22 protein-coding genes and 1 tRNA gene are annotated in these 20,423 nt (G+C 69.7%); 12 read left to right on the top strand and 11 right to left on the bottom strand.

The window, feature by feature from the left end:
- Positions 1–23: 23 nt before the first annotated feature.
- A complete protein-coding gene (locus tag ACXIZN_RS32250) occupies positions 24–1,184 on the top strand; it encodes an epoxide hydrolase family protein (protein ID WP_457958811.1) in 1,161 nt (386 codons plus the stop codon).
- Here ACXIZN_RS32250 and ACXIZN_RS32245 read toward each other — a convergent pair.
- Complete coding sequence (locus tag ACXIZN_RS32245; protein WP_257483724.1) at positions 1,181–1,789, bottom strand: bacterial proteasome activator family protein; 609 nt, start codon at positions 1,787–1,789, stop codon at positions 1,181–1,183. The two genes, ACXIZN_RS32250 and ACXIZN_RS32245, sit on opposite strands and share 4 nt — an antisense overlap.
- Before the next feature lie 134 nt (positions 1,790–1,923).
- On the opposite strand from ACXIZN_RS32245, the gene ACXIZN_RS32240 reads away from it, so the two are divergent.
- Positions 1,924–3,123, top strand: coding sequence for a cysteine desulfurase-like protein (locus tag ACXIZN_RS32240; RefSeq protein ID WP_457958810.1), 1,200 nt, complete (start codon positions 1,924–1,926; stop codon positions 3,121–3,123).
- Here ACXIZN_RS32240 and ACXIZN_RS32235 read toward each other — a convergent pair.
- A complete protein-coding gene (locus tag ACXIZN_RS32235; protein WP_257483725.1) occupies positions 3,120–4,097 on the bottom strand; it encodes an NAD(P)H-quinone oxidoreductase in 978 nt (325 codons plus the stop codon). The two genes, ACXIZN_RS32240 and ACXIZN_RS32235, sit on opposite strands and share 4 nt — an antisense overlap.
- A gap of 80 nt (positions 4,098–4,177) precedes the next feature.
- Between ACXIZN_RS32235 and ACXIZN_RS32230 the strand changes: the two genes are divergently transcribed.
- The 3 genes from ACXIZN_RS32230 to ACXIZN_RS32220 all read left to right on the top strand — a co-directional run bounded on the left by ACXIZN_RS32230 (position 4,178) and on the right by ACXIZN_RS32220 (position 7,273).
- Positions 4,178–5,719, top strand: coding sequence for a M28 family peptidase (locus ACXIZN_RS32230; RefSeq protein WP_457958809.1), 1,542 nt, complete (start codon positions 4,178–4,180; stop codon positions 5,717–5,719).
- 86 nt (positions 5,720–5,805) lie between these two features.
- The gene (locus tag ACXIZN_RS32225) at positions 5,806–6,627 is read left to right on the top strand and encodes a helix-turn-helix domain-containing protein (RefSeq protein WP_457960651.1); all 822 of its coding nucleotides are present in this window, start codon (positions 5,806–5,808) and stop codon (positions 6,625–6,627) included.
- A gap of 64 nt (positions 6,628–6,691) precedes the next feature.
- On the top strand, positions 6,692–7,273 hold the full coding sequence (locus ACXIZN_RS32220) for a dihydrofolate reductase family protein (protein ID WP_457958808.1): 582 nt from the start codon (positions 6,692–6,694) through the stop codon (positions 7,271–7,273).
- Between the two features lie 4 nt (positions 7,274–7,277).
- Here the strand turns inward: ACXIZN_RS32220 and ypfJ are convergent, their stop codons facing one another.
- Entirely contained in the window at positions 7,278–8,195 is a 918-nt protein-coding gene (ypfJ, locus tag ACXIZN_RS32215; RefSeq protein ID WP_457958807.1) for a KPN_02809 family neutral zinc metallopeptidase, read from the bottom strand.
- A gap of 538 nt (positions 8,196–8,733) precedes the next feature.
- On the opposite strand from ypfJ, the gene ACXIZN_RS32210 reads away from it, so the two are divergent.
- A complete protein-coding gene (locus ACXIZN_RS32210) occupies positions 8,734–9,237 on the top strand; it encodes a MarR family winged helix-turn-helix transcriptional regulator (protein WP_457958806.1) in 504 nt (167 codons plus the stop codon).
- On the opposite strand, the gene ACXIZN_RS32205 is transcribed toward ACXIZN_RS32210, so the two are convergent.
- A complete protein-coding gene (locus ACXIZN_RS32205; RefSeq protein ID WP_457960650.1) occupies positions 9,227–10,369 on the bottom strand; it encodes an RNA polymerase sigma factor in 1,143 nt (380 codons plus the stop codon). The genes ACXIZN_RS32210 and ACXIZN_RS32205 overlap by 11 nt on opposite strands.
- Before the next feature lie 8 nt (positions 10,370–10,377).
- Entirely contained in the window at positions 10,378–10,785 is a 408-nt protein-coding gene (locus ACXIZN_RS32200; RefSeq protein WP_457958805.1) for a YciI family protein, read from the bottom strand.
- A gap of 102 nt (positions 10,786–10,887) precedes the next feature.
- Here ACXIZN_RS32200 and ACXIZN_RS32195 point away from each other — a divergent pair, with 102 nt between their 5' ends.
- Positions 10,888–12,663, top strand: a complete 1,776-nt coding sequence (locus ACXIZN_RS32195; RefSeq protein WP_457958804.1) for an RICIN domain-containing protein — start codon at positions 10,888–10,890, stop codon at positions 12,661–12,663.
- A gap of 51 nt (positions 12,664–12,714) precedes the next feature.
- Here ACXIZN_RS32195 and ACXIZN_RS32190 read toward each other — a convergent pair.
- The 3 genes from ACXIZN_RS32190 to ACXIZN_RS32180 all read right to left on the bottom strand — a co-directional run bounded on the left by ACXIZN_RS32190 (position 12,715) and on the right by ACXIZN_RS32180 (position 13,504).
- Positions 12,715–12,803, bottom strand: a tRNA-Ser gene (locus ACXIZN_RS32190).
- 44 nt (positions 12,804–12,847) lie between these two features.
- On the bottom strand, positions 12,848–13,192 hold the full coding sequence (locus tag ACXIZN_RS32185) for a DUF4190 domain-containing protein (RefSeq protein ID WP_457958803.1): 345 nt from the start codon (positions 13,190–13,192) through the stop codon (positions 12,848–12,850).
- Positions 13,193–13,216: 24 nt separating this feature from the next.
- Positions 13,217–13,504, bottom strand: coding sequence for a DUF2277 domain-containing protein (locus ACXIZN_RS32180; protein ID WP_034309927.1), 288 nt, complete (start codon positions 13,502–13,504; stop codon positions 13,217–13,219).
- 113 nt (positions 13,505–13,617) lie between these two features.
- On the opposite strand from ACXIZN_RS32180, the gene ACXIZN_RS32175 reads away from it, so the two are divergent.
- A complete protein-coding gene (locus ACXIZN_RS32175) occupies positions 13,618–14,562 on the top strand; it encodes an Ldh family oxidoreductase (protein WP_457958802.1) in 945 nt (314 codons plus the stop codon).
- A gap of 63 nt (positions 14,563–14,625) precedes the next feature.
- Here the strand turns inward: ACXIZN_RS32175 and ACXIZN_RS32170 are convergent, their stop codons facing one another.
- Both ACXIZN_RS32170 and ACXIZN_RS32165 read right to left on the bottom strand, forming a co-directional pair.
- Positions 14,626–14,844, bottom strand: coding sequence for an RNA-binding S4 domain-containing protein (locus ACXIZN_RS32170; RefSeq protein ID WP_016330720.1), 219 nt, complete (start codon positions 14,842–14,844; stop codon positions 14,626–14,628).
- Positions 14,845–14,851: 7 nt separating this feature from the next.
- Entirely contained in the window at positions 14,852–15,589 is a 738-nt protein-coding gene (locus ACXIZN_RS32165) for a trypsin-like serine peptidase (RefSeq protein ID WP_457958801.1), read from the bottom strand.
- Positions 15,590–15,734: 145 nt separating this feature from the next.
- On the opposite strand from ACXIZN_RS32165, the gene ACXIZN_RS32160 reads away from it, so the two are divergent.
- Positions 15,735–16,559 carry an SDR family NAD(P)-dependent oxidoreductase gene (locus ACXIZN_RS32160; RefSeq protein ID WP_192747531.1) on the top strand — a complete coding sequence of 275 codons (825 nt, stop codon included), beginning with the start codon at positions 15,735–15,737 and terminating at the stop codon, positions 16,557–16,559.
- Positions 16,560–16,655: 96 nt separating this feature from the next.
- Positions 16,656–17,324: a hypothetical protein gene (locus ACXIZN_RS32155; protein WP_457958800.1), complete on the top strand. Its 669-nt coding sequence runs from the start codon at positions 16,656–16,658 to the stop codon at positions 17,322–17,324.
- On the opposite strand, the gene ACXIZN_RS32150 is transcribed toward ACXIZN_RS32155, so the two are convergent.
- On the bottom strand, positions 17,312–18,160 hold the full coding sequence (locus ACXIZN_RS32150) for a LysR family transcriptional regulator (protein ID WP_457958799.1): 849 nt from the start codon (positions 18,158–18,160) through the stop codon (positions 17,312–17,314). The genes ACXIZN_RS32155 and ACXIZN_RS32150 overlap by 13 nt on opposite strands.
- Positions 18,161–18,236: 76 nt before the next feature.
- Between ACXIZN_RS32150 and ACXIZN_RS32145 the strand changes: the two genes are divergently transcribed.
- Together ACXIZN_RS32145 and ACXIZN_RS32140 are read left to right on the top strand one after the other, a co-directional pair.
- Positions 18,237–18,953 (top strand): CTP synthase C-terminal region-related (seleno)protein, encoded by a 717-nt coding sequence (locus tag ACXIZN_RS32145; protein WP_457958798.1) that lies wholly within the window; start codon positions 18,237–18,239, stop codon positions 18,951–18,953.
- Positions 18,954–19,025: 72 nt separating this feature from the next.
- Positions 19,026–20,288: an MFS transporter gene (locus ACXIZN_RS32140; protein ID WP_457958797.1), complete on the top strand. Its 1,263-nt coding sequence runs from the start codon at positions 19,026–19,028 to the stop codon at positions 20,286–20,288.
- Positions 20,289–20,423 lie beyond the last annotated feature (135 nt).

Genomic DNA, 20,423 nt, shown 5'->3' with positions numbered 1-20,423 from the left:
CGATTCTCCCTACTGTCGGCCCCATGACCGAAAAGATCACGCCGTTCACGATCGACGTCCCGCAACGCGACCTCGACGACCTCGCCGCCCGCCTGGCGAACACCCGCTGGCCGGACGAGATCGACGGCGTCGGCTGGGGGCTCGGGACGCCGCTCGGATACCTCCAGGAGCTCGCCGAGTACTGGCGGCTCCGCTACGACTGGCGCGCCCACGAGGAGCGGCTCAACGGGTTCCCGGGTTTCCTGACGAACATCGACGGCGCGAACGTCCACTTCCTGCACGCGCGGTCGCCGGAGCCGGACGCGATCCCGCTGGTGCTCACGCACGGCTGGCCGGGGTCCATTGTGGAATTCCTCGACGTCGTCGGCCCGCTGTCCGACCCGCGCGCGTACGGCGGAGACCCCGCGGACGCGTTCCACGTCGTCGTGCCGTCGCTGCCGGGGTTCGGCTTCTCGGGGCCGACGACCGACGCGGACTGGAGCACGGGCCGGATCGCCGACGCCTGGACGGTGCTGATGTCGCGGCTCGGGTACGAGCGGTTCGGGCTGCACGGCGGCGACTGGGGCGCCATCGTGTCGCGCGACGTGGGCGTCCGGTGCCCGGAGCGGGTGATCGGCGCGCATCTGACGATGCTGCCGCACGCGGTGCCGGAATCCGAGGCCGATCTCGAAGGGCTCACCGGTGAGGAACTCGCGCGCGGGGAGGCGGCGCTGGCTCGTGGGCGGGAGTTCCAGACCGGCGAGCTCGGCTACGCGATGATCCAGGCGACCAAACCGCAAACGCTTGCCTACGGGCTCACCGACTCACCGGCCGGGCAGCTCGGCTGGCTGGTGGAGAAGTTCAAGTCCTATTCGGACTCGCGGGACGTGCCGGAGGACGCGATCGATCGCGACGACCTGCTCACCAGCGTGATGCTCTACTGGCTCACCGGCACGGCGAACTCGTCTTCGCGGATCTACGCAGCGCTGGGCCCGGCTTGGGGTGAGGGGCCTGCGAAGTCCACGGTGCCCACCGGCGTGGCCGTGTTCCCGAAGGACACCGGCCTGCCGATCCGGCACCTCGCCGAGCGCACCGACAACGTCGTGCACTGGTCCACTCAGGACCGCGGGGGTCACTTCCCCGGGCTGGAGGTGCCGGACCTGCTCATCGACGACCTGCGGACGTTCTTCCGTCCGCTGCGCTAGAGGTACTGGCCGGGGCCGTGCGACTCGCCGCCGGCCCCGTGCCCGCCCAAAGCGGCGCCGCCCGCGGAAGGACCGGCCGGGAGCCCGCGGCGCATCTGCTCCAGCTGTACCCGCGCGGCCATCTGCTGCGCGAACAGCGCGGTCTGGATGCCGCTGAACAGCCCTTCCAGCCAGCCGACCAGCTGCGCCTGCGCGATCCGCAGTTCGGCATCGGACGGCGTCGAGTTCTCGGTGAACGGCCGCACGAGCCGCTCCAGCTCGTCCTGCAGCTCGGGCGCGAGCGCCTGCTCCAGCTCGCGGATGGAGGTCTGGTGGATCTCGCGCACACGGGTGCGGCTGGCGTCGTCCAGCGGTGCGGCGCGGACCTCCTCCAGCAGCTGTTTGATCATCGTGCCGATGCGCATCACCTTGGCGGGTTCCTCGACGAGGTCGCCGAGGGACTCCTCCTGCCCCTCCTCGCCGGAGTCGGATCCGGGGGAGGCGACGCGTGCGGTACCGACCGGGACGCCGTCGGGACCGACGACCACCACATGGTGTGGGGAGTCTCCGCCGCCGTCACCGGGGGTGGTCGATTCGCGGGAAACTGGGTCGGTCATGTGCTCCATCCTGGCCTACGTCGGGCGCCGAGCGCAGTGTGGTTTTCGCCGCCGTCTCCGAGCGTAGCGGGAATCGTCGCACCCCGTGTCCGGGCAGCCAACCCCGGGTAAAGCGCCAAACCGCACGTCCGTACGGTGTCCCCATGGCGTTCGACGTCGCTCGTATCCGTGGGCTGTTTCCCGCGCTGGGTGACGGCTGGATTCACTTCGACGGCGCCGCCGGAATGCTCGTACCTGAACAGGTCGCTTCGGCCGTATCCACGGCCATGCGCGCTCCGGTGTCCGGGCCGGGCGGAGCGTTTCCGGCCTCTCAGCGTGCGGAAAGCATCGTCACGGCCGCTCGCCGGGCGGTCGCCGACCTGGTCGGCGCCGACCCGGCCGGGGTCGTGCTCGGCCCCAACGCGCCCGATCTCATCCGCCGTCTCGTCGACGCGATGGCCGACCGCTGGACGATCGGCGACGAGGTCGTCGTCTCCCGGCTCGACGAGGAGGCCAACCTCGCGCCGTGGCGCCGTGCGGCGAAACGCGTCGGCGCGGTCGTGCGCTGGGGCGAGATCGACATCGAGACCTGCGAGCTGCCCGCCTGGCAGTACGAGAACCTCGTCTCCGCGCGCACCAAGGCCGTCGCGGTGACGATGGCGTCCGGTTCGGTCGGCACCCGGCCCGACGTCCCGACGGTGATCGAGTTCGCCAAACGGGTCGGCGCGCTGGTGGTCGTCGACGCGACTTACGCGGCGCCGTTCGTCCCGCTTGACCTCAACGCGCTCGGCGCCGACGTGATGGTGGTTTCGGCGCAGGCATGGGGCGGGCCGTCGGTGGGCGCGCTGGTCTTCCGCGATCCCGAGCTGCTCGAACGCCTGCCGTCGGTGTCGCTCGATCCGGCCGCGCGTGGTCCGGCCCGGATGGAGCTGGGGCCGCACGCGTATCCGTTGCTGGCCGGTCTGGTCGCGTCGATCGACTATCTGGCCGGGCTGGACGACGCCGCGATGGGCTCGCGGCGCGAGAAGCTGGTGACGTCGCTGGGTTCGGCGAAGTCGTACCACGCGGGCCTTCTGGCGCAGCTGTCCACGGATCTGCGTTCGCTGCGGCACGTCATGGTCATCGGCGACGCCATGCGCCGGATCCCCGCGCTCGCGTTCGCCGTCGCGGGCAAGAAGGCGCCCGAGGTCGCCGAATACCTGGCGTCCCAAGGGCTCTGCGCCTTCGCCGACGACGGTACGAGCGGTGTCTTCGGGTCGCTCGGCGCCGCCGAAGTCGGCGGCGCCGTCCGCATCGGGCTCGCGCACTACTCGAACGTCTTCGAGGTCAATCAGCTCGTCCGGGTGCTGGAAGAGATCCGCTAGCTCTTCGCCGCCAGCAGGACCTTGCCGAAAACCGTGCCTTCTTCGAGTGCGCGATGCGCCGAAGCGGCTTCGGCCATCGGGACGACCTGGCCGACGATCGGCTTCACCGAACCCTGCTCCACCAACGGCCACAGCCGCTCGCGGACGTCGGCGACGATCGCCGCCTTCTGCTCCAGCGGCCGCGACCGCAGCCCGGCGGCGTACACGCTCACGCGTTTGCCCAGCAGCTTGCCGATGTTCAGCTCGCCCTTGACCCCGCCCTGCATGCCGATGATCACCAGCCTGCCGTCGGCTTTCAGGGCGTCGATGTTGCGGTCGAGGTACTTGGCGCCCATGTTGTCGAGGATGACGTCCGCGCCGCCGGTCTCGGCGCGCAGGACCTCGACGAAGTCCTGCTCCTTGTAGTTGATCGCGATGTCGGCGCCGAGCTGGCGGCAGCTCTCCAGCCGCTCTTCCGAACCCGCCGTCACCGCGACCGTCGCGCCGAGCGCCTTCGCGACCTGGATCGCGTGCGTGCCGATGCCGCCCGCGCCGCCGTGGACGAGCAAGACCTCACCCTCGGACAGGCCGGCGTGCATCACCACGTTCGCCCAGACGGTGCACGCGACTTCGGGCAGTCCGGCGGCCGCGAGCAATTCGACTTCGGCGGGAAGCGGAAGCAGTTGTCCTGCCGGGACAGCGACCTTTTCCCCATAGCCGCCACCGGCGAGCAAAGCACAAACTTCGTCGCCGATTCGCCACCCTTCGACGCCTTCGCCGATTTCGGCGATCGTGCCCGAACATTCGAGTCCGATGATTTCGCTCGCACCCGGCGGAGGCGGGTAATTTCCCTGGCGTTGCAGCAGGTCAGCACGGTTGACGGCGCTCGCGGCGACTTCGATGACGACTTCGCCTTCACCGGCGACGGGATCAGGGACCTCCGTCCATTCGAGAACATCGGGATCGCCGGGCTCACGGATGGTGATCGCGTACATACAAACGACCTTATCCCGGTGTCGTAAAGTCCGCCGAACGTCGGTTGACCTGTGGCGTGAACCACACAAGGGTGTCGCCCATGTCATATTCGCGAAGAAGCATTGTTCCCTCGATCGTGATAGCGGCGACCGCCGCGCTCACGGTCGGAATGGCACCGGCTGCGACGGCCACCACGGGGATCGACGGTCCCGCCCTGGCGAAGCAGCTCGTCAACAAGGTGAACGTGAACAACGTCAACCGGCACCTGATCGCGTTCCAGCGGATCTCGGACGCGACCGGTGGCCGTCGCGCCGCCAGCACCGAGGGCCACAAGCGATCCGCGGAGTACATCGCCACGAAGCTGGAGCAGGCGGGCTTCGCGGTCACGCGGCAGGAGTTCCCCTTCACCTACGCGGAAACCCTCGCGGAGAAGCTGACGGTCGCGGGCGCCGACGTCCCGGTCATCATCATGTCCTACAGCCCGTCGACGCCCGCGGGCGGAATCACCGCGCCGCTCGCGGTGGTCCCGGTCGACGACACCAGCGGTTGTGAAGCGGCCGACTACGCCGGCGGGGTCGCCGGAAAGATCGCGCTGATCCAGCGCGGCGGCTGTTCCTTCGCGCAGAAGCAGGCGACGGCCGCCGAGGCCGGTGCCATCGGCGCGATCGTCTACAACAACGTCCCGGGCCCGGTCAACGGCACCCTGGGCGACCCGGCCGCGGGCAAGATCCCGACCGGTGGCATCACCCAGGCCGACGGCCAGGCGCTCGCCGCCAAGGCAGGCGCCTCGGTCACCCTCGACCTGCGTGCCTTCCAGGAGGCGCGGACCAGCTACAACGTCCTCGCCGAGACCAAGACCGGCCGCAAGGACAACGTCGTGATGCTCGGCGCCCACCTCGACAGCGTCACCGAGGGCCCCGGCATCAACGACAACGGCACCGGTTCCGCCGCGCTGCTGGAGACCGCGCTGCAGCTGGGCAGCAAGCCCAAGGCCAACAACGCCGTCCGCTTCGGCTGGTGGAGCGCCGAGGAGTTCGGGCTCGTCGGCTCGACGCACTACGTCAACTCGCTGAGCTTCGAGCAGCAGCTCGACATCGCGCTCTACTACAACTACGACATGATCGGTTCGCCGAACGCGGCGTACTTCGCCTACGACGGTGACAACTCCGACGGTGTCGGCGAGGGTGCGGGCCCGTACGGCTCGGCCCAGCTGGAGAAGACCCTGGTCGACTACCTGCAGCTCGGCAAGGGCGTTCCGGTCGAGGGCACGGACTTCACCGGCCGCTCGGACTACCAGGGCTTCATCCGCGCCGGCATCCCGGCCGGTGGCCTGTTCACCGGTGCCGAAGGCGTGAAGACCGCCGCTCAGGCCGCCAAGTGGGGCGGTAGCGCCAATGTTCCTTACGACAAGTGCTACCACCAGGCCTGCGACAACCTCGGCAACGTCGACCGCGTCGCACTCGACCGCAACTCCGACGCCGTCGCCTGGGCGCTGGGCGTGTACGCGATCAGCACCGAGAACATCAACGGTGTTTCGGGTGCCAAGGCCGCGAAGGCGCAGGAGCTTCGCGCGGCCGAGCGGTCGCAGCAGCGGAGCCTGACGGCTTCCGTCCACGCTGACGACCACCACGTCGCTTCCTGATCCGAAGTACTCGAAGCCCCCTTCCTCGCGTCTGGCGTGCGGAAGGGGGCTTCGGCGATGCTGGGGGCGTGGAGTACGTGTCCAGAGTGCCGCGGCCGCCGCTGGACGGGCTGATCGACGACCTCTATCACCTGGCGGGCGCCCCGCCGTACGCCAGGCTGACGCTGCCGCCGATGCCCGGGGCGTTCCTCATCGTCAACCTCGGGCCGCCGTTCCGTATCCGCGCCGGTGCCGAAATCGAGGCGGCCGAGTACGCCGACGGCTGCGTGGTCACCACGCCCACCCGCGCGCTGGACTTCGGCTACCCGCCCGGGACCCGGTCCGTCGGCGTGCACTTCAAGCCGTGGGGGCCGTCGTCGTTCCTGCCGATGCCCGCCGCCGAACTGTGCGACCGGCCGGTGACCCTGGAACAGGTTTGGGGCAGGCCCGCCGTCGCCGAGCTGCGAGACCGGCTGGCCACGGCGGACGGACCGCACGAGATGCTGACGCTGCTCGAAGAGGAGCTGATGCGACGGCTGCGCGAGACCGCCGGCCTGGGACTGGTCCGCCATACGAGCGGCGTTATCGCGGCGACCGGCGGCGCGGTGGCGATCGGCGACCTGAACGTCGCGGCCGGGGTCAGCGGTACGCACCTGGCGAAGCGGTACAAAGAGCTCGTCGGCGTCACGCCGAAGCGGCTGGCCCGCGCCTACCGCCTCACCGCCACCGTGTTCGCGATCGATCCCGCCGGGCCGGTCGATTGGGGCGCCCTCGCCAGCGGGGCCGGCTATTTCGACCAGGCTCACTTCGGCCACGAGTTCCGGGAGTTCACCGGGCTCACGCCGACCCGGTATCTCGAAGTCCGGCGGCGGTTCCTGCGCGAACATCCCGGCCACGCGCTGGACGGCTGGCCGCTGCCCGCCGATTGATTTCTTACAAGAGCGGCGGCGCCCGGCCCGCTAGTTTCGGGGCACCCCAAGCAGAGGAGAACCCGTGGGCAAGGTGGTCATGTACGGCTCGGTGTCGGTGGACGGGTTCATCGCGGACGAGAGCGACCAGCCCGGACCGCTGTTCGACTGGCTGACCGGCGGTGACGTCCCGTTGGACGAGAGCGGTGCGCTCAAGGTGTCACAGGCGTCCTACGACTACACCCGGCCGTACTGGGACGAGATCGGGGTGACGATCGCCGGCCGTCACGTCTTCGACCTGACCGACGGCTGGGACGGGAAGCCGCCGAGCGGGATCGACCACGTGGTCGTCGTGACGCACCGCCCGGCGCCCGAGGGCTGGGACCCCGAGGCGCCGTTCCACTTCGTCGACGGCGTAGAGGCGGCCGTCGCCAGGGCGCAGGAGCTCGCGGGTGACCGCGTGGTCGAGGTCGCCGCCGGCGACGTCGGCGGCCAGGCGCTCGCCGCGGGCCTGGTCGACGAGGTGCGGATGGACGTCGCACCCGTGGTGCTCGGGTCCGGCAAACGCTACTTCGGGTCGGTCAAGGCACAGCACCTGCTGGAGGATCCCGACGTGGTGCTCCAGGGCGACCGGGTACTTCACCTGCGCTATCGGGTGCGCCGGTGAAGGCTCAGCCCAGGCTCCTGGCCGCGAAGGTGTCGCACCGCGCGGGCTCGCCGGTCTCGAAGCCGGTGGTGAACCACTTCTTCCGCTGCGCCGACGTGCCGTGGCTGAACTTCGACTCGTCGACCCGGCCACCGCCGAGCTTCGACTGGATGTAGTCGTCACCGATCCGCGAAGCCGTGTCCAGCGCGGAGTCGATGTCCGCCTGGGTGACGTCGGTGATCAGCGGCCGCCCGGATTCGGTCGGGGTGGTCGTGGCGTGGTTCGCCCAGACACCGGCGTAGCAGTCGGCCTGCAGTTCGAGCCGCACCGAGCCGGACGTCGGCCCGCTCCCGGTGCCCTTTTTGGACACTCCGGTGAGATTCTGCACGTGGTGCCCGTATTCGTGGGCCAGCACGTACGCCTCGGCGAACGGACCGCCCTGCGCGCCGAACCGGGTGCGGAGTTCGTTGAAGAAGGCGAGGTCGATGTAGACCTCGGAGTCGCCAGGGCAGTAGAACGGCCCGACGTCCGAAGTCGCGCTGCCGCAGGCCGTGTTCACGCCGCCGTTGAAGAAGTTGGTGACGGCCTTGCGGTAGGTCGACCCGGACCGCTGGAACTCCTGCCCCCAGTAGTCCTGGATCGAGTTGATGAAGCCGACGATCGCGCAGTCGTGGTTCCGGTTCGCGTCCGCGCCGGTCTTGCACTCCTGCGACAGCGACGTGTTGTCCATCTGCTGTCCGGTGCCCACACCGCCGAGGCTGCCCGAAGACGGGTTCAGGCTCACGCCGCCGAACTGGGAGAACAGGAAGTAGATGACGAGGCCGACCACGCTGAGCCCGCCGCCGCCGAGTGCCACCCGGCCGCCGATACCGCCGCCACCACCACCGCCGCGCAGGTCCTCGACCTCGGAGGTGTCCAGGCCCGCGCCTTCGTCGAATCGCACGGGGGAAAGCGTAACCGGAAGGCCCCGGATATGCCTGGGTGCGGCCACCCGCGGGCGCCGCACCCAGAACTACCGAGGTTGTCTTGTTCCGATCGCCGGTTGGCCGCGATCACCGGGCCGGCGCCGGGCACTGCCGAGGCGGTCGAAGAGGCCGCGAACCCGAAACAGGCCGGAGTGACGCCGAATGCGCGAGAATTGTCGAGCGCATCTTGAGATGCCCGCGCTCATCGCTGTTCGCAGTCGCGACCGACCCGGTCCTTTCCGTTCCGGTCGCGGGGACACAGCAGGCGGTCAACCGCGAGAATCACCCGCCATACCACCACCTGACCCTTCCCGGCTGGGGAGCAGGTCGGCGACCCTTCGAGGAGATCGCCCGTACTTGCCCGACCATCCGCTGACAAGCAGAATGCGCCTTTTCGCGCCGAGTCTCAACCTTTTCGTAACCCTCCTTCGGGCGAATGTCCCGCCGGGTTTTTCACGGGCCGAAAAGTGACCGGTGGGTATGCGCCTTGTGCGATCAACGCTCTACTCTGCGTGGATGGCGGTGGAGCAGAAGGAAGTGCGCTGGCTGTCCGAGTCCGAGATGGTCGCCTGGCGCTCGTACATCGTCGCCACCATGCGGCTGCGGCAGCGCCTGCATCGCGAACTCTCCGAGCGCCACGACGTCACCCTCGCCGACTACGAGGTCCTCGTCTGCCTTTCGCTCCAGCCCGACCGGCGGATGCGGATGACGGAGCTGGCGAGCATGCTCGGCTCGACCAAGAGCAGGCTTTCGCACCAGATGGTCCGGCTGGAGGCCGACGGGCTCATCCGCCGCACGCGCGACCCGGCGGACAAACGCGGTGTCGTGGCGGAGATGACGGAAAGCGGCGCGGAGCTGCTGGAGGGCGCCGCGCCGACGCATGTCGAGGGGGTCCGGGAGCATCTGATCGACCTGCTGAGCCCCGAAGAGCAGCGGGTGCTGGGGCAGGCTTTCGGCCGGGTGCTGGATCACCTGTCGGAGATCGACGGCCTTCCGCGCCTGCCGCCGATCACTTCTTGAGGGCGTTGACCCGCGCGGCCTGACGGGTCAGATGCGCGCGCTCGGCCAGGTTGGCCGCCTTGCCGGCGGCCTCGCCGTACAGCCGCGCCGCCGTCGCCAAGTCGCCGTCGCGTTCGTGCAGGTATGCCGCCACCGCCGCGTATCGCGGCAGCGAGTCGTCCAGTTCCGCGAGCGCGGCCAGCCCCGCGCGCGGTCCGTCCGCCTCGCCGACGGCCACCGCGCGGTTGAGCCGGACGACCGGGCTGCCGGTCAGCCGCGCGAGTTCGTCGTACCACTCGACGATCTGCACCCAGTCGGTCTCTTCGGCGGTGGGCGCGTCGGCGTGGAGCGCCGCGATGGCGGCCTGCGCCTGGAACTCGCCCAGCCGGTCACGGGCCAGCGCCGCCTGAAGGATTTCGACGCCCTCGGCGATCAGGCGGGTGTCCCACTTGCCGCGGTCCTGCTCGGCGAGCGGGATCAGCTCGCCGCCGGGCGCCGTCCGCGCGGCGCGGCGGGCGTGGTGGAGCAGCATGAGGGCGAGCAGGCCCGCGACCTCGGGATGGTCGATCGAGGCCGAGAGGCGGCGGGTGAGCCGGATGGCTTCGGCGGCGAGGTCGACGTCGCCGGAGTAACCCTCGTTGAACACCAGGTAGAGCACGCGGAGCACGGTGGCGACGTCACCCGCCTGGTCGAAACGCACGCCGGAGACGGTGCGCTTGGCGCGGCTGATGCGCTGCGCCATGGTCGCTTCGGGGACCAGGTACGCCTCGGCGATCTGGCGGGTGGTGAGCCCGCCGACGGCGCGAAGGGTGAGCGCGACCGCCGAAGACGGCGTCAGCGACGGGTGGGCGCACAGGAAGTAGAGCTGCAGCGTGTCGTCCGCCTCGGGGACGGGCCCGGGGGCGGGCTCCTCGTCGACGAGGTCTTCGCGACGGCGGCGGGCGGCGTCCGACCGGGCCATGTCGAGGAATTTGCGCCACGCGACGGTGACGAGCCAGCCTTTCGGGTCCTTCGGCCGGTCGACGGGCCAGACGCGGACGGCTTCGATCAGCGCTTCCTGCACGGCGTCCTCGGCCGCCGCGAAGTCGGCGCCGCGGCGGCAAAGGATTCCGAGGACGTTCGGCGTGAGGGTCCGGAGCAGGGCCTCGTCCAGCTCGGCGCTCACTCCGTGATGACGAGCTGCTCGCTCAGGACCGGGCGCAGTTCGAGCCACTCGTGGATCGGCTTCCCGCCCGCTCCCGGCGCGGCCGACAGCTCGGCCGCCAGTTCGAGCGCCCGCTCGTGGCTGTCGACGTCGATCACCATGAAGCCGGCGATGAGGTCCTTGGTCTCGGCGAAGGGGCCGTCGGTGACCGGCGGCTTGCCCTCGCCGTCGTACCGGACGAAGGTGCCTTCGGGGGCGAGAGCCTGCTCCTGGACGAACTCGCCGGTCTCCACGAGCCGGGCGGCGAAGTCCTTCATGTAGTTCATGTGCGCCGTGATCTCGTCCGGGGCCCAGTGCTCCATCGGCACGTCGTTGACCGCCGCCGGAGCGCCGCGGTAGTGCTTGAGCAGCAGGTACTTGGGCATGCCGGAAGGGTAGCGGCAGTCTGCCGGTCCTTCTGCCTGGTGGTCTATACCTCCGACCTCTAGCGTTCTTATCGCGTTCCTCTCTCGCGAAAGGAAAAGCCCTTGTTCCAGGCGAAACGGCTGCTGGTCATAGTCGGTCTCCTTGGTGGTTTGCTCGTCGGGGAGGCCGCGGCCTCCGATGAATTTGCTGCATTCGCGGTTTCCGTCGCCAAGGACCACAGCCATCCACTTCCACCCGGCGCCGCCCCCGTGGCGCCGCTCGCTCCCGCCGTCGCTCAGGCGCAGGTCGCCGCCAATCCGGTGGTCTGCGAGGGCGACGGGGTATCCGGCAAACGCGTCGAGCTGGTCTATGTCCGTGAGGCCGGCCAGCCCGACCGGTACGCGACCGTCGTGCCGTCCCTGCGCGCCTACGCGTCCGGGATCGACGACGCGTTCAACGACAGCGCCGCGGCGACAGGCGCCAGCAGGCACCTCCGGTACGTGACGACCGCGGGCGCGGGCTGCCAGGTCGCCGTCGCGAATCTCGTGGTGCCCGACGGCACGTATCTGTCCGGCGCCATCCGCGATCGCGCCATCCAGGCCGGTTTCTTCAACGCCGACCGCGACTACATGCTGTTCTCCGACAACCCGCACACCTGTGCCGGCACGTGGGGCGACAGCGACGACCAGCCCGGTCCCGCCAACGCCTTCAACAACGGCAGGCACTACACGGAGATCGCCGTCCCCTGCTGGGGTGTCAACGCCGCCGCTCACGAGCTGGGGCACATGCTCGGCGCCGTCCTGCCGGGCGCCCCGCACTACCAGGGCGGCGGCCACTGCTCCCAGGAATGGGACCTGATGTGTTACGGCGACACCCAGTCCTTCGACTGCACGGAACGCGATTTCGATCGGCTGCTGGACTGCGGCAACGACGACTACTTCAGCACGAACCCGACCCCCGGCGGCTGGCTCGCCACCCATTGGAACGTCGCCAACAGCGCCTTCCTGATCAAGAAGGACACTCCCGACAACGACGACGGCCACGCGCGGGGCGGCAAGACCTACGTCATCACCGGCGCGAACGGTGACGCCATCGACGTCGTGGGTTCGTCGACCGGCGGCCTCGCCAACCTCAGCCACCGGCCGCGCGACGACGCCATGAGCCAGAAGTGGATCCTCGGGTACAACACGGGATTACAGCTCGTCAACGCCAACAGCCAGCTGTGCGCGGACAGCGCGCAGAGCGGGACTGCGCCGGGTACGCAGATCCTCCAGTACAACTGCAACGGCCAGAACGGCATGCGGTGGGCGTTCCAGCCGCTCGGCAACGGCAAGGTGGCGATCTTCAACTACCTGACCGGCTACGCGATCACCGACGGCGGCGCGTATCCGGCCCCGTTGGTCCAGCAGCCCTACACCGGGGCGGCCAACCAGCAGTGGACGCTGAACCCCGTCGCCGACCCCGGCCCGAAGGCGGGCACGAAGTACTACCTGACGGTCGCCACCAACGGCAACAGCGCGGCGGTCGTCGACGGTTCGTCGTCGGCGGGCGCGAAGATCACCCACGTCGCGCGGCGGAACGACAACGGCCAGAAGTGGCGGCTCACCGACGCGGGCGGCGGGTACTGGAAGATCTCCAACGAGCGCAGCGGTCAGTGCCTGCGGCCGGTCTCCGGCAGTACCGCGGAGGGCGCGCTCCTGGAACAGACGCACTGCGGTTCGGCCACCAACCAGCAATGGAAGCTGCTCCGGAGCGCCGACATGCGCTACGGGCTGGTGAACCGGGCAAGCCTGCTGGCGGTGCGGCAGGTCAACAACGGGACGGCCTCGATCCTGGAGCAGCGGCCCTTCCACGGCGGCCGCGGCGATGAGACCGTCTGGGCTCTCGTGCCCGCGTGAACGCGAAGCTCCCCCAGGCCCGCGGGTCTGGGGGAGCTTCGGTTTCAAGACTGGCGGTAGCGGTGGGATTCGAACCCACGGAGGACAGAGCCCTCGCATGTTTTCAAGACATGTTCCTTCGGCCGCTCGGACACGCTACCGCTGTCGAGGGTATCCGACGGGGCTTTGACGAAACGCTTCGGATCTAGTCGAAGTCCCAGTCGGTCAGGATGCCCACGAAGATGAAGCCCGCCAGGAGCAACACGACGATGGCGACGCCGATGTAGCCGATGATGATCGCCGCGAGCGCCATCCCCTGACCGCCGGCCTCCCCGCGTTTGGCCTTGGAATGCGCGATATGCCCCATGATGACGCCCGCGATCGACGGCAGCCCGCTGCACGCGACGAGGCTGGCGATCGACACGACGAGCGCCGCGATCGCCAGGCCTTGTTCCTGCGGCGGTTGCGGCGGGCCGTATCCATAGCCCGGTTGCTGGTACGGCTGACCGTAGGGCTGCTGGTGACCGTAGGGGTCTTGCGGGTATGTCACCCGCTCACCGTAACCGCCGGGGGTTCAGGAAGCCTGGCTCTTCGCGGCCTTCGCCGCGATTCGCGCCTGGACTTCGGGGCGGCGCAACGGTGGCACCGTCGCCGGCGGCTGACGGCGTGCGGGCAGTTCGGTCAGCAGCCGCCGGGTGATCTCGGTGATCTCGGCGACGGCGGCCTCGAAGGGCTCGCGGGTGGCGTCGGACAGGCTCTGCACCCCGGACACCTTGCGGACGTACTGGCGGGCGGCGGCCTCGATCTCGTCCGGCGTCGCCGCCGGCTCAAGCCCTCGAAGCGTCGTGATGTTCCGGCACATGATCCGATGGTACGTCCGTCCACCGACGTTTCCGAGTGAGCAGATCACACAGTCGGTTAAAAGCTGCCTTGGTTCGTTGACGCCGAAAAACGCGGTTGGGCACCCTCGGCGGAGTGCCCCTCAGACCCCGCTCTCTTCGCCGCGCGCCCGTCGAGCCGATCCCCGAACCGGCCGAACCCTCCCCGATTCCGGAACAGGTCTGGCAGCGCGTCCCGATCGACGCCCTGATCGACCTGGTCACCGAGGTCTTCACCGCACACGATCTGCCGTGGTCGCGCGCCAGGATGGCCGCCGAGGCGTTGTGCCACGGCGATCTCACCGGAACACCGGAGTCCGGTGTCGCCGAGCTGACCAGGCTGCATCTGCCGATGCTGGCCGACGGGACGGTGCGGCCGAGGGCCGAACCGCTGATGATCGCCGACCGCGGCGCCGCGGCACTGATCGACTACCGCCGCGCGCCCGGCCTGTGGGCCGTCGGCGACGCGATGGACCGGGCGGTGTCCCGGGCCGGCCGGTACGGCGTCGGGCTCATGTCGGTCCGCGGCGTCGGCCCGTTCGGCCGTGCCGGGCACCATGCGGCGAGGGCGTTGCCGCACACCATGATCGGGCTCGTGATGGCGGCGGGCGGTGAGCTCGGGAAGGCCGCGAATCCGCTCGGCATGGCCGCTCCGGCCGGCGCGTATCCCGAATTCGTCCTCGACTTGGACACCCTCGCGGATGTCGATAGTGCCGCCGTCGCCGGCTTCGCGCTGCTGGTGGAGATCTTCGCCGGGGTGCTGTCGGGCGTCGGCGACCACGATCACGACACGGGCCTGATGGTCATGGCGATCGCGCCGACGACGCTCCGCAGCGCGGATGGGTTCTACAAGGCCGCCAGCGCGTTGTTCGGCAGCCTGCTCGGCTGGGAGGGCGGCACCCCGGTCCGCTATCCGGGCTGGCGCGAGGCGCAGTACCTCGAACAGTGCCAGGCGCTGGGGGTCCCGCTGAACGAGCCGGTGCACCGGGAGCTCGAAGACCTCGCGAGGGCGTTGCGCTTGGCGCCGTTGCAGGGCCGCTAGTTTCGCGTGTCGTCCGTCTGATCACGCGAGTCGTCCGTTCAATCACGCGAGAGGTACGGGCCGCTAGCCCAGGACGACGCGGCCGCCTTCGCCGCCGACCTCCACGACGTCGCCGTTCGTCAGCTGACGGCCGCGCCGGACCTCCACCTCGCCGTTGACCGTGACCTCTTCGGCGTCGAGGAGGTCTTTGGCGTGCGAACCGTCTTCGGCGAGGTTCGCCAGTTTGAGGAACTGGCCGAGGCGGATCGGCTCTCCGGTGATCGGGACGTCGTGGATGCTCATGGGGAGATCATCCCCGTGCGTCCATCTTGCGGTACAGGGTGGCGACGTCGGTGTCGAAGTAGCTGCTGTAGGACGTGTCCGGATCGTCCCCGCCGTACAGGTAGCCGCCGATCACGCCGACGACGGTGCCGAGTCCGGTGCCGGCGTCGGCGCCGACCACCCACGGGCCGCCGCTGGTGCCGGTCGTGAAACCGGGGCACGCGACGCGCATCTGGTAGGTGTCGGCCTGCGCGCTGGAGCCGTGGCAGACGACCGGTGCCTCCCGTTCGTCGGGATAACCGGTCAGGGTGATCGCATGGGTGAACCCGCCGCCGGTCAGCAGCGTGTTGGCGCCGGTGACGCTTTCGAGGGTCTTCGTGCTCCCGGCCTGATGGGCGGTCGCGAATCCGACGTCGAGGTCCGGGTCGGAGGACTCGGCCCATCCGTCCGGAACCCGCGGATCCGAGACGTCCCAATAGCCGTACGGCGCGACACCGTCGTGATAGCCGGGCGCGAACGAGATCCCCGTCGCGTAATCGCCGCCTTCGCCGTCGTGGAGGCAATGCGCCGCCGTGAGCAGGAGGTCGCCGGGGGCGCTATGAACGACGCTGGCCGTGCAGAAATGCGTTCCGTCGAGGAAGAGCGCGCCGATCGCCGGAGTGGTCCGTGCCGCCTCGGGGCCGGGCGTCACCGTCGCGCCCGGATCCGGCACGGCGGAGCAACCGGACAGAACGGCACAGAGCACGAGCAACAGGGCGCGGCGCATCGCCTTCCTTTCGCTCGTCCACGGCAGTCGGGTTCCAGGTCACCATAAGTGGTTCGCGAACACGGCCGGAATCGATCAACGCACAGCGAGCTCACAGCCGTAGTATGTGTTACCTCCGGTAACAGTCGAGCGAGTTGGAGCGGGTATGAAGTCGTTCACGGACAAGGTCGTGGTGATCACGGGCGCGGGCTCGGGGATCGGCAAGGCGCTCGCGATCGAACTGGCGGGGCGGGGCGCCCGGCTGGCGCTTTCCGATGTCGACGCCGTCCGTGCGGCGGGCACCGTGGCGGAGTGCGAGAAGGCGGGCGCGACCGCGAAGGCGTACGCACTCGACGTGGCCGACCGTGACGCCGTTCTCGCGCACGCCGAGGAGGTCGCCGTGGATTTCGGCGGCGCCAACATCGTGGTGAACAACGCCGGGGTCGCGCTCGGGGCCACGGTCGAGGAAATGACCTGGGACGACTACGACTGGCTGATGGGGATCAATCTCGGCGGCGTGGTCAACGGCACGAAAGCCTTTCTGCCGCAGGTGATCGCTTCGGGCGACGGGCATGTCGTCAACCTTTCGAGTGTGTTCGGCTTCATCGGCGTGCCCACGCAGAGCGCCTACAACGCGGCGAAATTCGCGGTGCGGGGGTTCACCGAGGCGCTGCGGCAGGAAATGCTCATCGCCCGGCATCCGGTCAAGGTCAGCTGCGTGCATCCCGGTGGCATCAAGACGAATATCGCGCGTGACGCGCGGGGCGGCGTCGAGCGGGACATCGACAAAGCCGCCGAGGGATTCGAAAAGATCGCGAGGACGACGCCGGAGAAGGCCGCGCAGACCATCGTGCGCGGTATCGAACGGGGGACGGCGCGCATCCTGATCGGCCCGGACGCGTACGCCATCGACGCGATTCCCCGCGTGCTCGGCTCCTTTTACCAGCGGCCGCTCGCCCTGTTGGGGCGCATGGGAATGAAACGGCTCTGAACGGAGTAACGCTCCGTGCTCCGGACGGCTCGGGATAACTCGATCGGGGTGCGTTACTTACGGCGGCGTCGGAAATGCACCACAATGCTCAAGTTCGTGATTCCGCTTCCGGAGGTCCCCATGCCGCGCGCCGCCCAGCGCCGTCCGTCGACCGACGCTTTCTCCGCGCCCGTCGAGACCGTCGAGCTCCTGGACCGGACGGGGATCATCGCTGCCAGCCTGCCGAAGCGGCGGCGCAGCCCGGAGAACGAGATCGAGCCCGAGCCGATGCCGGTGCGGCCCCCGGTGTGCGAACCGGTCGTGGACAAGGATCTGCGGCCCAAGGCCGTCGTCATCCATCGCCGTGCCCGGTCGTGGCTGGCCGGCGGGGCGGGGGTGGCACTGCTCGCGATCGGCTGGTTCGCCGGCACCTTCACCTTCGAGCCGGCCGGTGACACCGCCTTGCCCGAGCAGCCGCTGCCCGCCGTGGCGACCCAGCAGGCGCCGCCCGCCGTGCAGCCCGTGCAGCCCGCGCCGCAGGCCGCCCCGGTGACCGTCTACGTCCCGGTCACCGTGAAACAGCAGGCGCCCACGACGAAGAAGAAGCCCGCCAAGGAACAGGTCGTCGCCCTGCCGCCCGCCGAGACGAAACCGCCGGAGCAGCCGCGTTCCGACCTCGGATCGCGGGACAAGGCGGCGGAGAGCCTCCGGAGCATGATGGATCCCGTCGTGGCGAGTTCGCTGGCGATGGAGATGGCGCAGGGCATGATGAGTTACGGCCGCTGACCCGTCAGCGCGGCGGCCAGCGCGGCGCCCTCGCCGGGGTCGCCGTGCACCAGTTCGGTGCGGTGCACCACGCGCGGCGAGGACAGGGAAAGCGTGCTCACGCCGGTGAGGACGTCCGCCGGGAGCAGCGCCAGTCCCTGACCGGCGGCGACCAGGCCGAGCAGGCCGTGGACGTCGGTCCCGGTGTACCGCAGCCTGCCGCGGAACCCGTCGGTCGAGGCGGATTTCCTCAGCCGCTCCAAGGGAATCGCGGTGTCCGGCGCGTCGATCCAGCCCGCGTCGGCGAGTTCGGCCAGCCGGACGGCCCGGCCCGCCATCGGATGGTCCGCGGGGACCGCGACCGCGAGCGGGCGTTCGCCGACGACGGTGGTGGTGAGCGGGCCGGTGTCCGGCAGCGGGAGCGGATCGCTCGGCGCGGTCATCCCGTCGACGAGACCGAGGTCGAGCGCACCCGCCGCGAGCTCCGTCAGGACGTCTTCCCGGCCGAGGACGCGTACTTCGGTGCCGCGCCGCACGGTGGCGGCGACGCCGGCGGTGAGCGACAGCGGGGTCAGCCCGAGGACGACCCGGCCGGTGGGCGCCGCGGTGAGCCTGGCGAGATCCGCGCGGGCGGCGTCGAGCCGGGTCAGCAGCGGGCCGGCGTGTTCGAGCAGCCGTTCCCCGGCCCGGGTCGGCGCGACGGGCCGCCGGGTCAGCAGCGTGGTGCCGAGATCCTGTTCGAGCGTGGCGATGTGCTGGGAGATCGCGGACTGCGTGTAGCCGAGGTCGCGGGCGGCCCGCGAGAACGAGCCGCCGCGCGCCACGGCCACGAAGGTGCGGAGCAGATGGGTCTCCATGGCCATCAGTATCGCTTATCGATCCAGCACGGATCATCGTTGGCGCTGAACTCGGTTCGCGGGTCAGGATGGCCGCATGACAGAGAAAGCCCGGATCGCCCTGGTCGGCGATCGTTCGGACGGCGTCCGCTCCCACGTCCGGATCCCGACGCTCTTCGCCCGTCTCGCCGAACGTGACGGTCTCGAACTCGACGCCTACTGGCTCCCGACGGACGCCGTCGGCGACATCACCGGTTTCGACGGCGTCTGGCTGGTGCCCGGCAGCCCCTACCGGTCCGAAGCGGGCGCGGTGGAGACCGTCCGCGCCGTCCGCGAGAACGGCGTCCCGTTCCTCGGCACCTGCGCCGGTTTCCAGCACGCGCTGCTGGAATACGCGCGGAACGTCTGCGGCCTCGACGGGATCGGGCACGCGGAGAACGCGCCGGAATCGCCCGAGCGGCTGATCGTCCCGCTGGCTTGTTCGCTCGTCGGGCACGAGGGCGCCGTCCACGTCACGCCCGGCACCCGCGCGGCACGGATCCTCGGGACGGACCGCTCGGTCGAGCGCTACCACTGTTCGTACGGCCTCGACGCCCGTCACCTGGACACCTTGGCGGCGAACGGGGTGGTCTTCAGTGGATTCGACGACGATGGCGACGCACGGATCGCGGAACTGCCGGAGCATCCGTTCTTCGTGGCGTCGCTGTTCCAGCCGGAACTCGCCGGTGACGGAACCCGGCCGCATCCGCTCGTCGAGGCCTTCGCCCGCGCCGCCGTGGAGCACGCGAAAATGTCCGTCCACAGTGGACACTGACGGACGTCGTGGTCCGGATGGGCGCTGACACTGCGGAAGTGATCGACTACCGTGAGCCAAGGGGAGGGGCTCATGGAGAAGGGGGATTCCGCTCGGGGCACCGCGTTCAAGGCCGCTTTCGCGGTCGGGGAGTTCCGTGCGTTGTGGGCGGCCGAGGCGCTTTCGCAGGCCGGTGACCAGCTGGCGAGGGTCGCGTTGTCGGTGCTGGTCTGGGAAAGAACGGCGTCGGCTGGGCTGACCGGGCTCACCTACGGCCTGACGTACCTGCCGACGCTGATCGGGGGCACCCTGTTCGCCGGATTGGCGGACCGGTATCCGCGCCGGACGGTGATGATCGTCTGCGACCTGCTGCGCGCGGCGATCGCGGCGCTGATGGCCGTACCGGGAATGCCGCTCGTGGTGCTGGCAGGGCTGTTGGTGATCCTGACGATGGCGGGCGGCCCCTTCCGGGCGGCGCAGCTCGCGTTGCTCCCGGACGTCCTCGAAGGGGACCGGTACATCGCCGGGCTGGCGGTCCGCACGATCACCATCCAAACGGCACAGCTCGCCGGATTCGGCGGTGGCGGGCTGGTGATCGGGTTCGTGACGCCCTACTGGGGACTGGTGATCGACGCGGTGACCTTTGTGGTCTCGGCGCTGCTGGTGTCCACAGGGGTTCGCCGCCGGAGGCCCGTCGCCGCGGAATCTTCGGTGAAAAGCCGGGTGGCACGGGCTTTCAGCGGCGAAGGCGCCCGAGAACTGTGGCAGGGCAAGGGAATCCGGGTGCTCTTCGGGCTGAAGATGCTCGCCGGGTTCGCCATCGCGCCCGAAGGGCTCGCGGCGCCGCTCGCCGTCGGTCTCGGGGCGGGGACTTTCGCGGTCGGGCTTATTCTCGCGGCGGATCCGGTGGGTGCGGTAATCGGATCGTGGATCTTCACGAAATGGGTTCCGGCGCGACGGAAAACGCGAATGGTCGGCATTCTCGCCATCGCATCCGTCGTTCCTTTGGTCTTTCTCTTCTTTCGCCCGCCACTGCCGGTCTGCCTGGTGCTGATCGGGCTCAGCGGGGCCTTCGCGGCGCCGTACCACCTGCAGGCCGTCGCGTTGATGGCCCGCGCGGTCCCCGACGGCGTCCGGGCACAGGTGATGGGCCTGACCTCGACGAGTTTGGTGACCGTACAAGGAATCGGGATCATGCTCGCGGGCGGTCTCGCCCAGCTGACCGGCCCGTTCGTGGCCGTCGGGGTGGCCGCGACGGTGGCCGTGGCCTCGGCGGGACCGATGGCGATGGCCTGGAAACGCGCCATCGCCACCGGCCCCGATGTGTGGCTCCCGGCCGGGAGCCGGACCGGCTGAATCGACTGGATCAGTCCTCGCGACCGTTCATGATGGTCCTCCCTCCCACTGCTCCATCTGTGTGTTCCGGAATTGACTCGAGCCACCCTCAGTACTACCTCGGATACATTGAAATGTGCACGGAAGGGGGCCGGT

This window comes from Amycolatopsis sp. TRM77291 (assembly GCF_054166285.1).
This window is presented reverse-complemented; position numbering and strand designations above follow the sequence as displayed.

Coding starts and splice junctions, on each gene's coding strand:
- ACXIZN_RS32250 (WP_457958811.1), top strand. CDS start 24: ATGACCGAAAAGATCACGCCGTTCACGATCGACGTCCCGCAACGCGAC.
- ACXIZN_RS32245 (WP_257483724.1), bottom strand. CDS start 1,789: ATGGAGCACATGACCGACCCAGTTTCCCGCGAATCGACCACCCCCGGT.
- ACXIZN_RS32240 (WP_457958810.1), top strand. CDS start 1,924: ATGGCGTTCGACGTCGCTCGTATCCGTGGGCTGTTTCCCGCGCTGGGT.
- ACXIZN_RS32235 (WP_257483725.1), bottom strand. CDS start 4,097: ATGTACGCGATCACCATCCGTGAGCCCGGCGATCCCGATGTTCTCGAA.
- ACXIZN_RS32230 (WP_457958809.1), top strand. CDS start 4,178: ATGTCATATTCGCGAAGAAGCATTGTTCCCTCGATCGTGATAGCGGCG.
- ACXIZN_RS32210 (WP_457958806.1), top strand. CDS start 8,734: ATGGCGGTGGAGCAGAAGGAAGTGCGCTGGCTGTCCGAGTCCGAGATG.
- ACXIZN_RS32200 (WP_457958805.1), bottom strand. CDS start 10,785: ATGCCCAAGTACCTGCTGCTCAAGCACTACCGCGGCGCTCCGGCGGCG.
- ACXIZN_RS32180 (WP_034309927.1), bottom strand. CDS start 13,504: ATGTGCCGGAACATCACGACGCTTCGAGGGCTTGAGCCGGCGGCGACG.
- ACXIZN_RS32170 (WP_016330720.1), bottom strand. CDS start 14,844: ATGAGCATCCACGACGTCCCGATCACCGGAGAGCCGATCCGCCTCGGC.
- ACXIZN_RS32165 (WP_457958801.1), bottom strand. CDS start 15,589: ATGCGCCGCGCCCTGTTGCTCGTGCTCTGTGCCGTTCTGTCCGGTTGC.
- ACXIZN_RS32160 (WP_192747531.1), top strand. CDS start 15,735: ATGAAGTCGTTCACGGACAAGGTCGTGGTGATCACGGGCGCGGGCTCG.
- ACXIZN_RS32150 (WP_457958799.1), bottom strand. CDS start 18,160: ATGGAGACCCATCTGCTCCGCACCTTCGTGGCCGTGGCGCGCGGCGGC.
- ACXIZN_RS32145 (WP_457958798.1), top strand. CDS start 18,237: ATGACAGAGAAAGCCCGGATCGCCCTGGTCGGCGATCGTTCGGACGGC.
- ACXIZN_RS32140 (WP_457958797.1), top strand. CDS start 19,026: ATGGAGAAGGGGGATTCCGCTCGGGGCACCGCGTTCAAGGCCGCTTTC.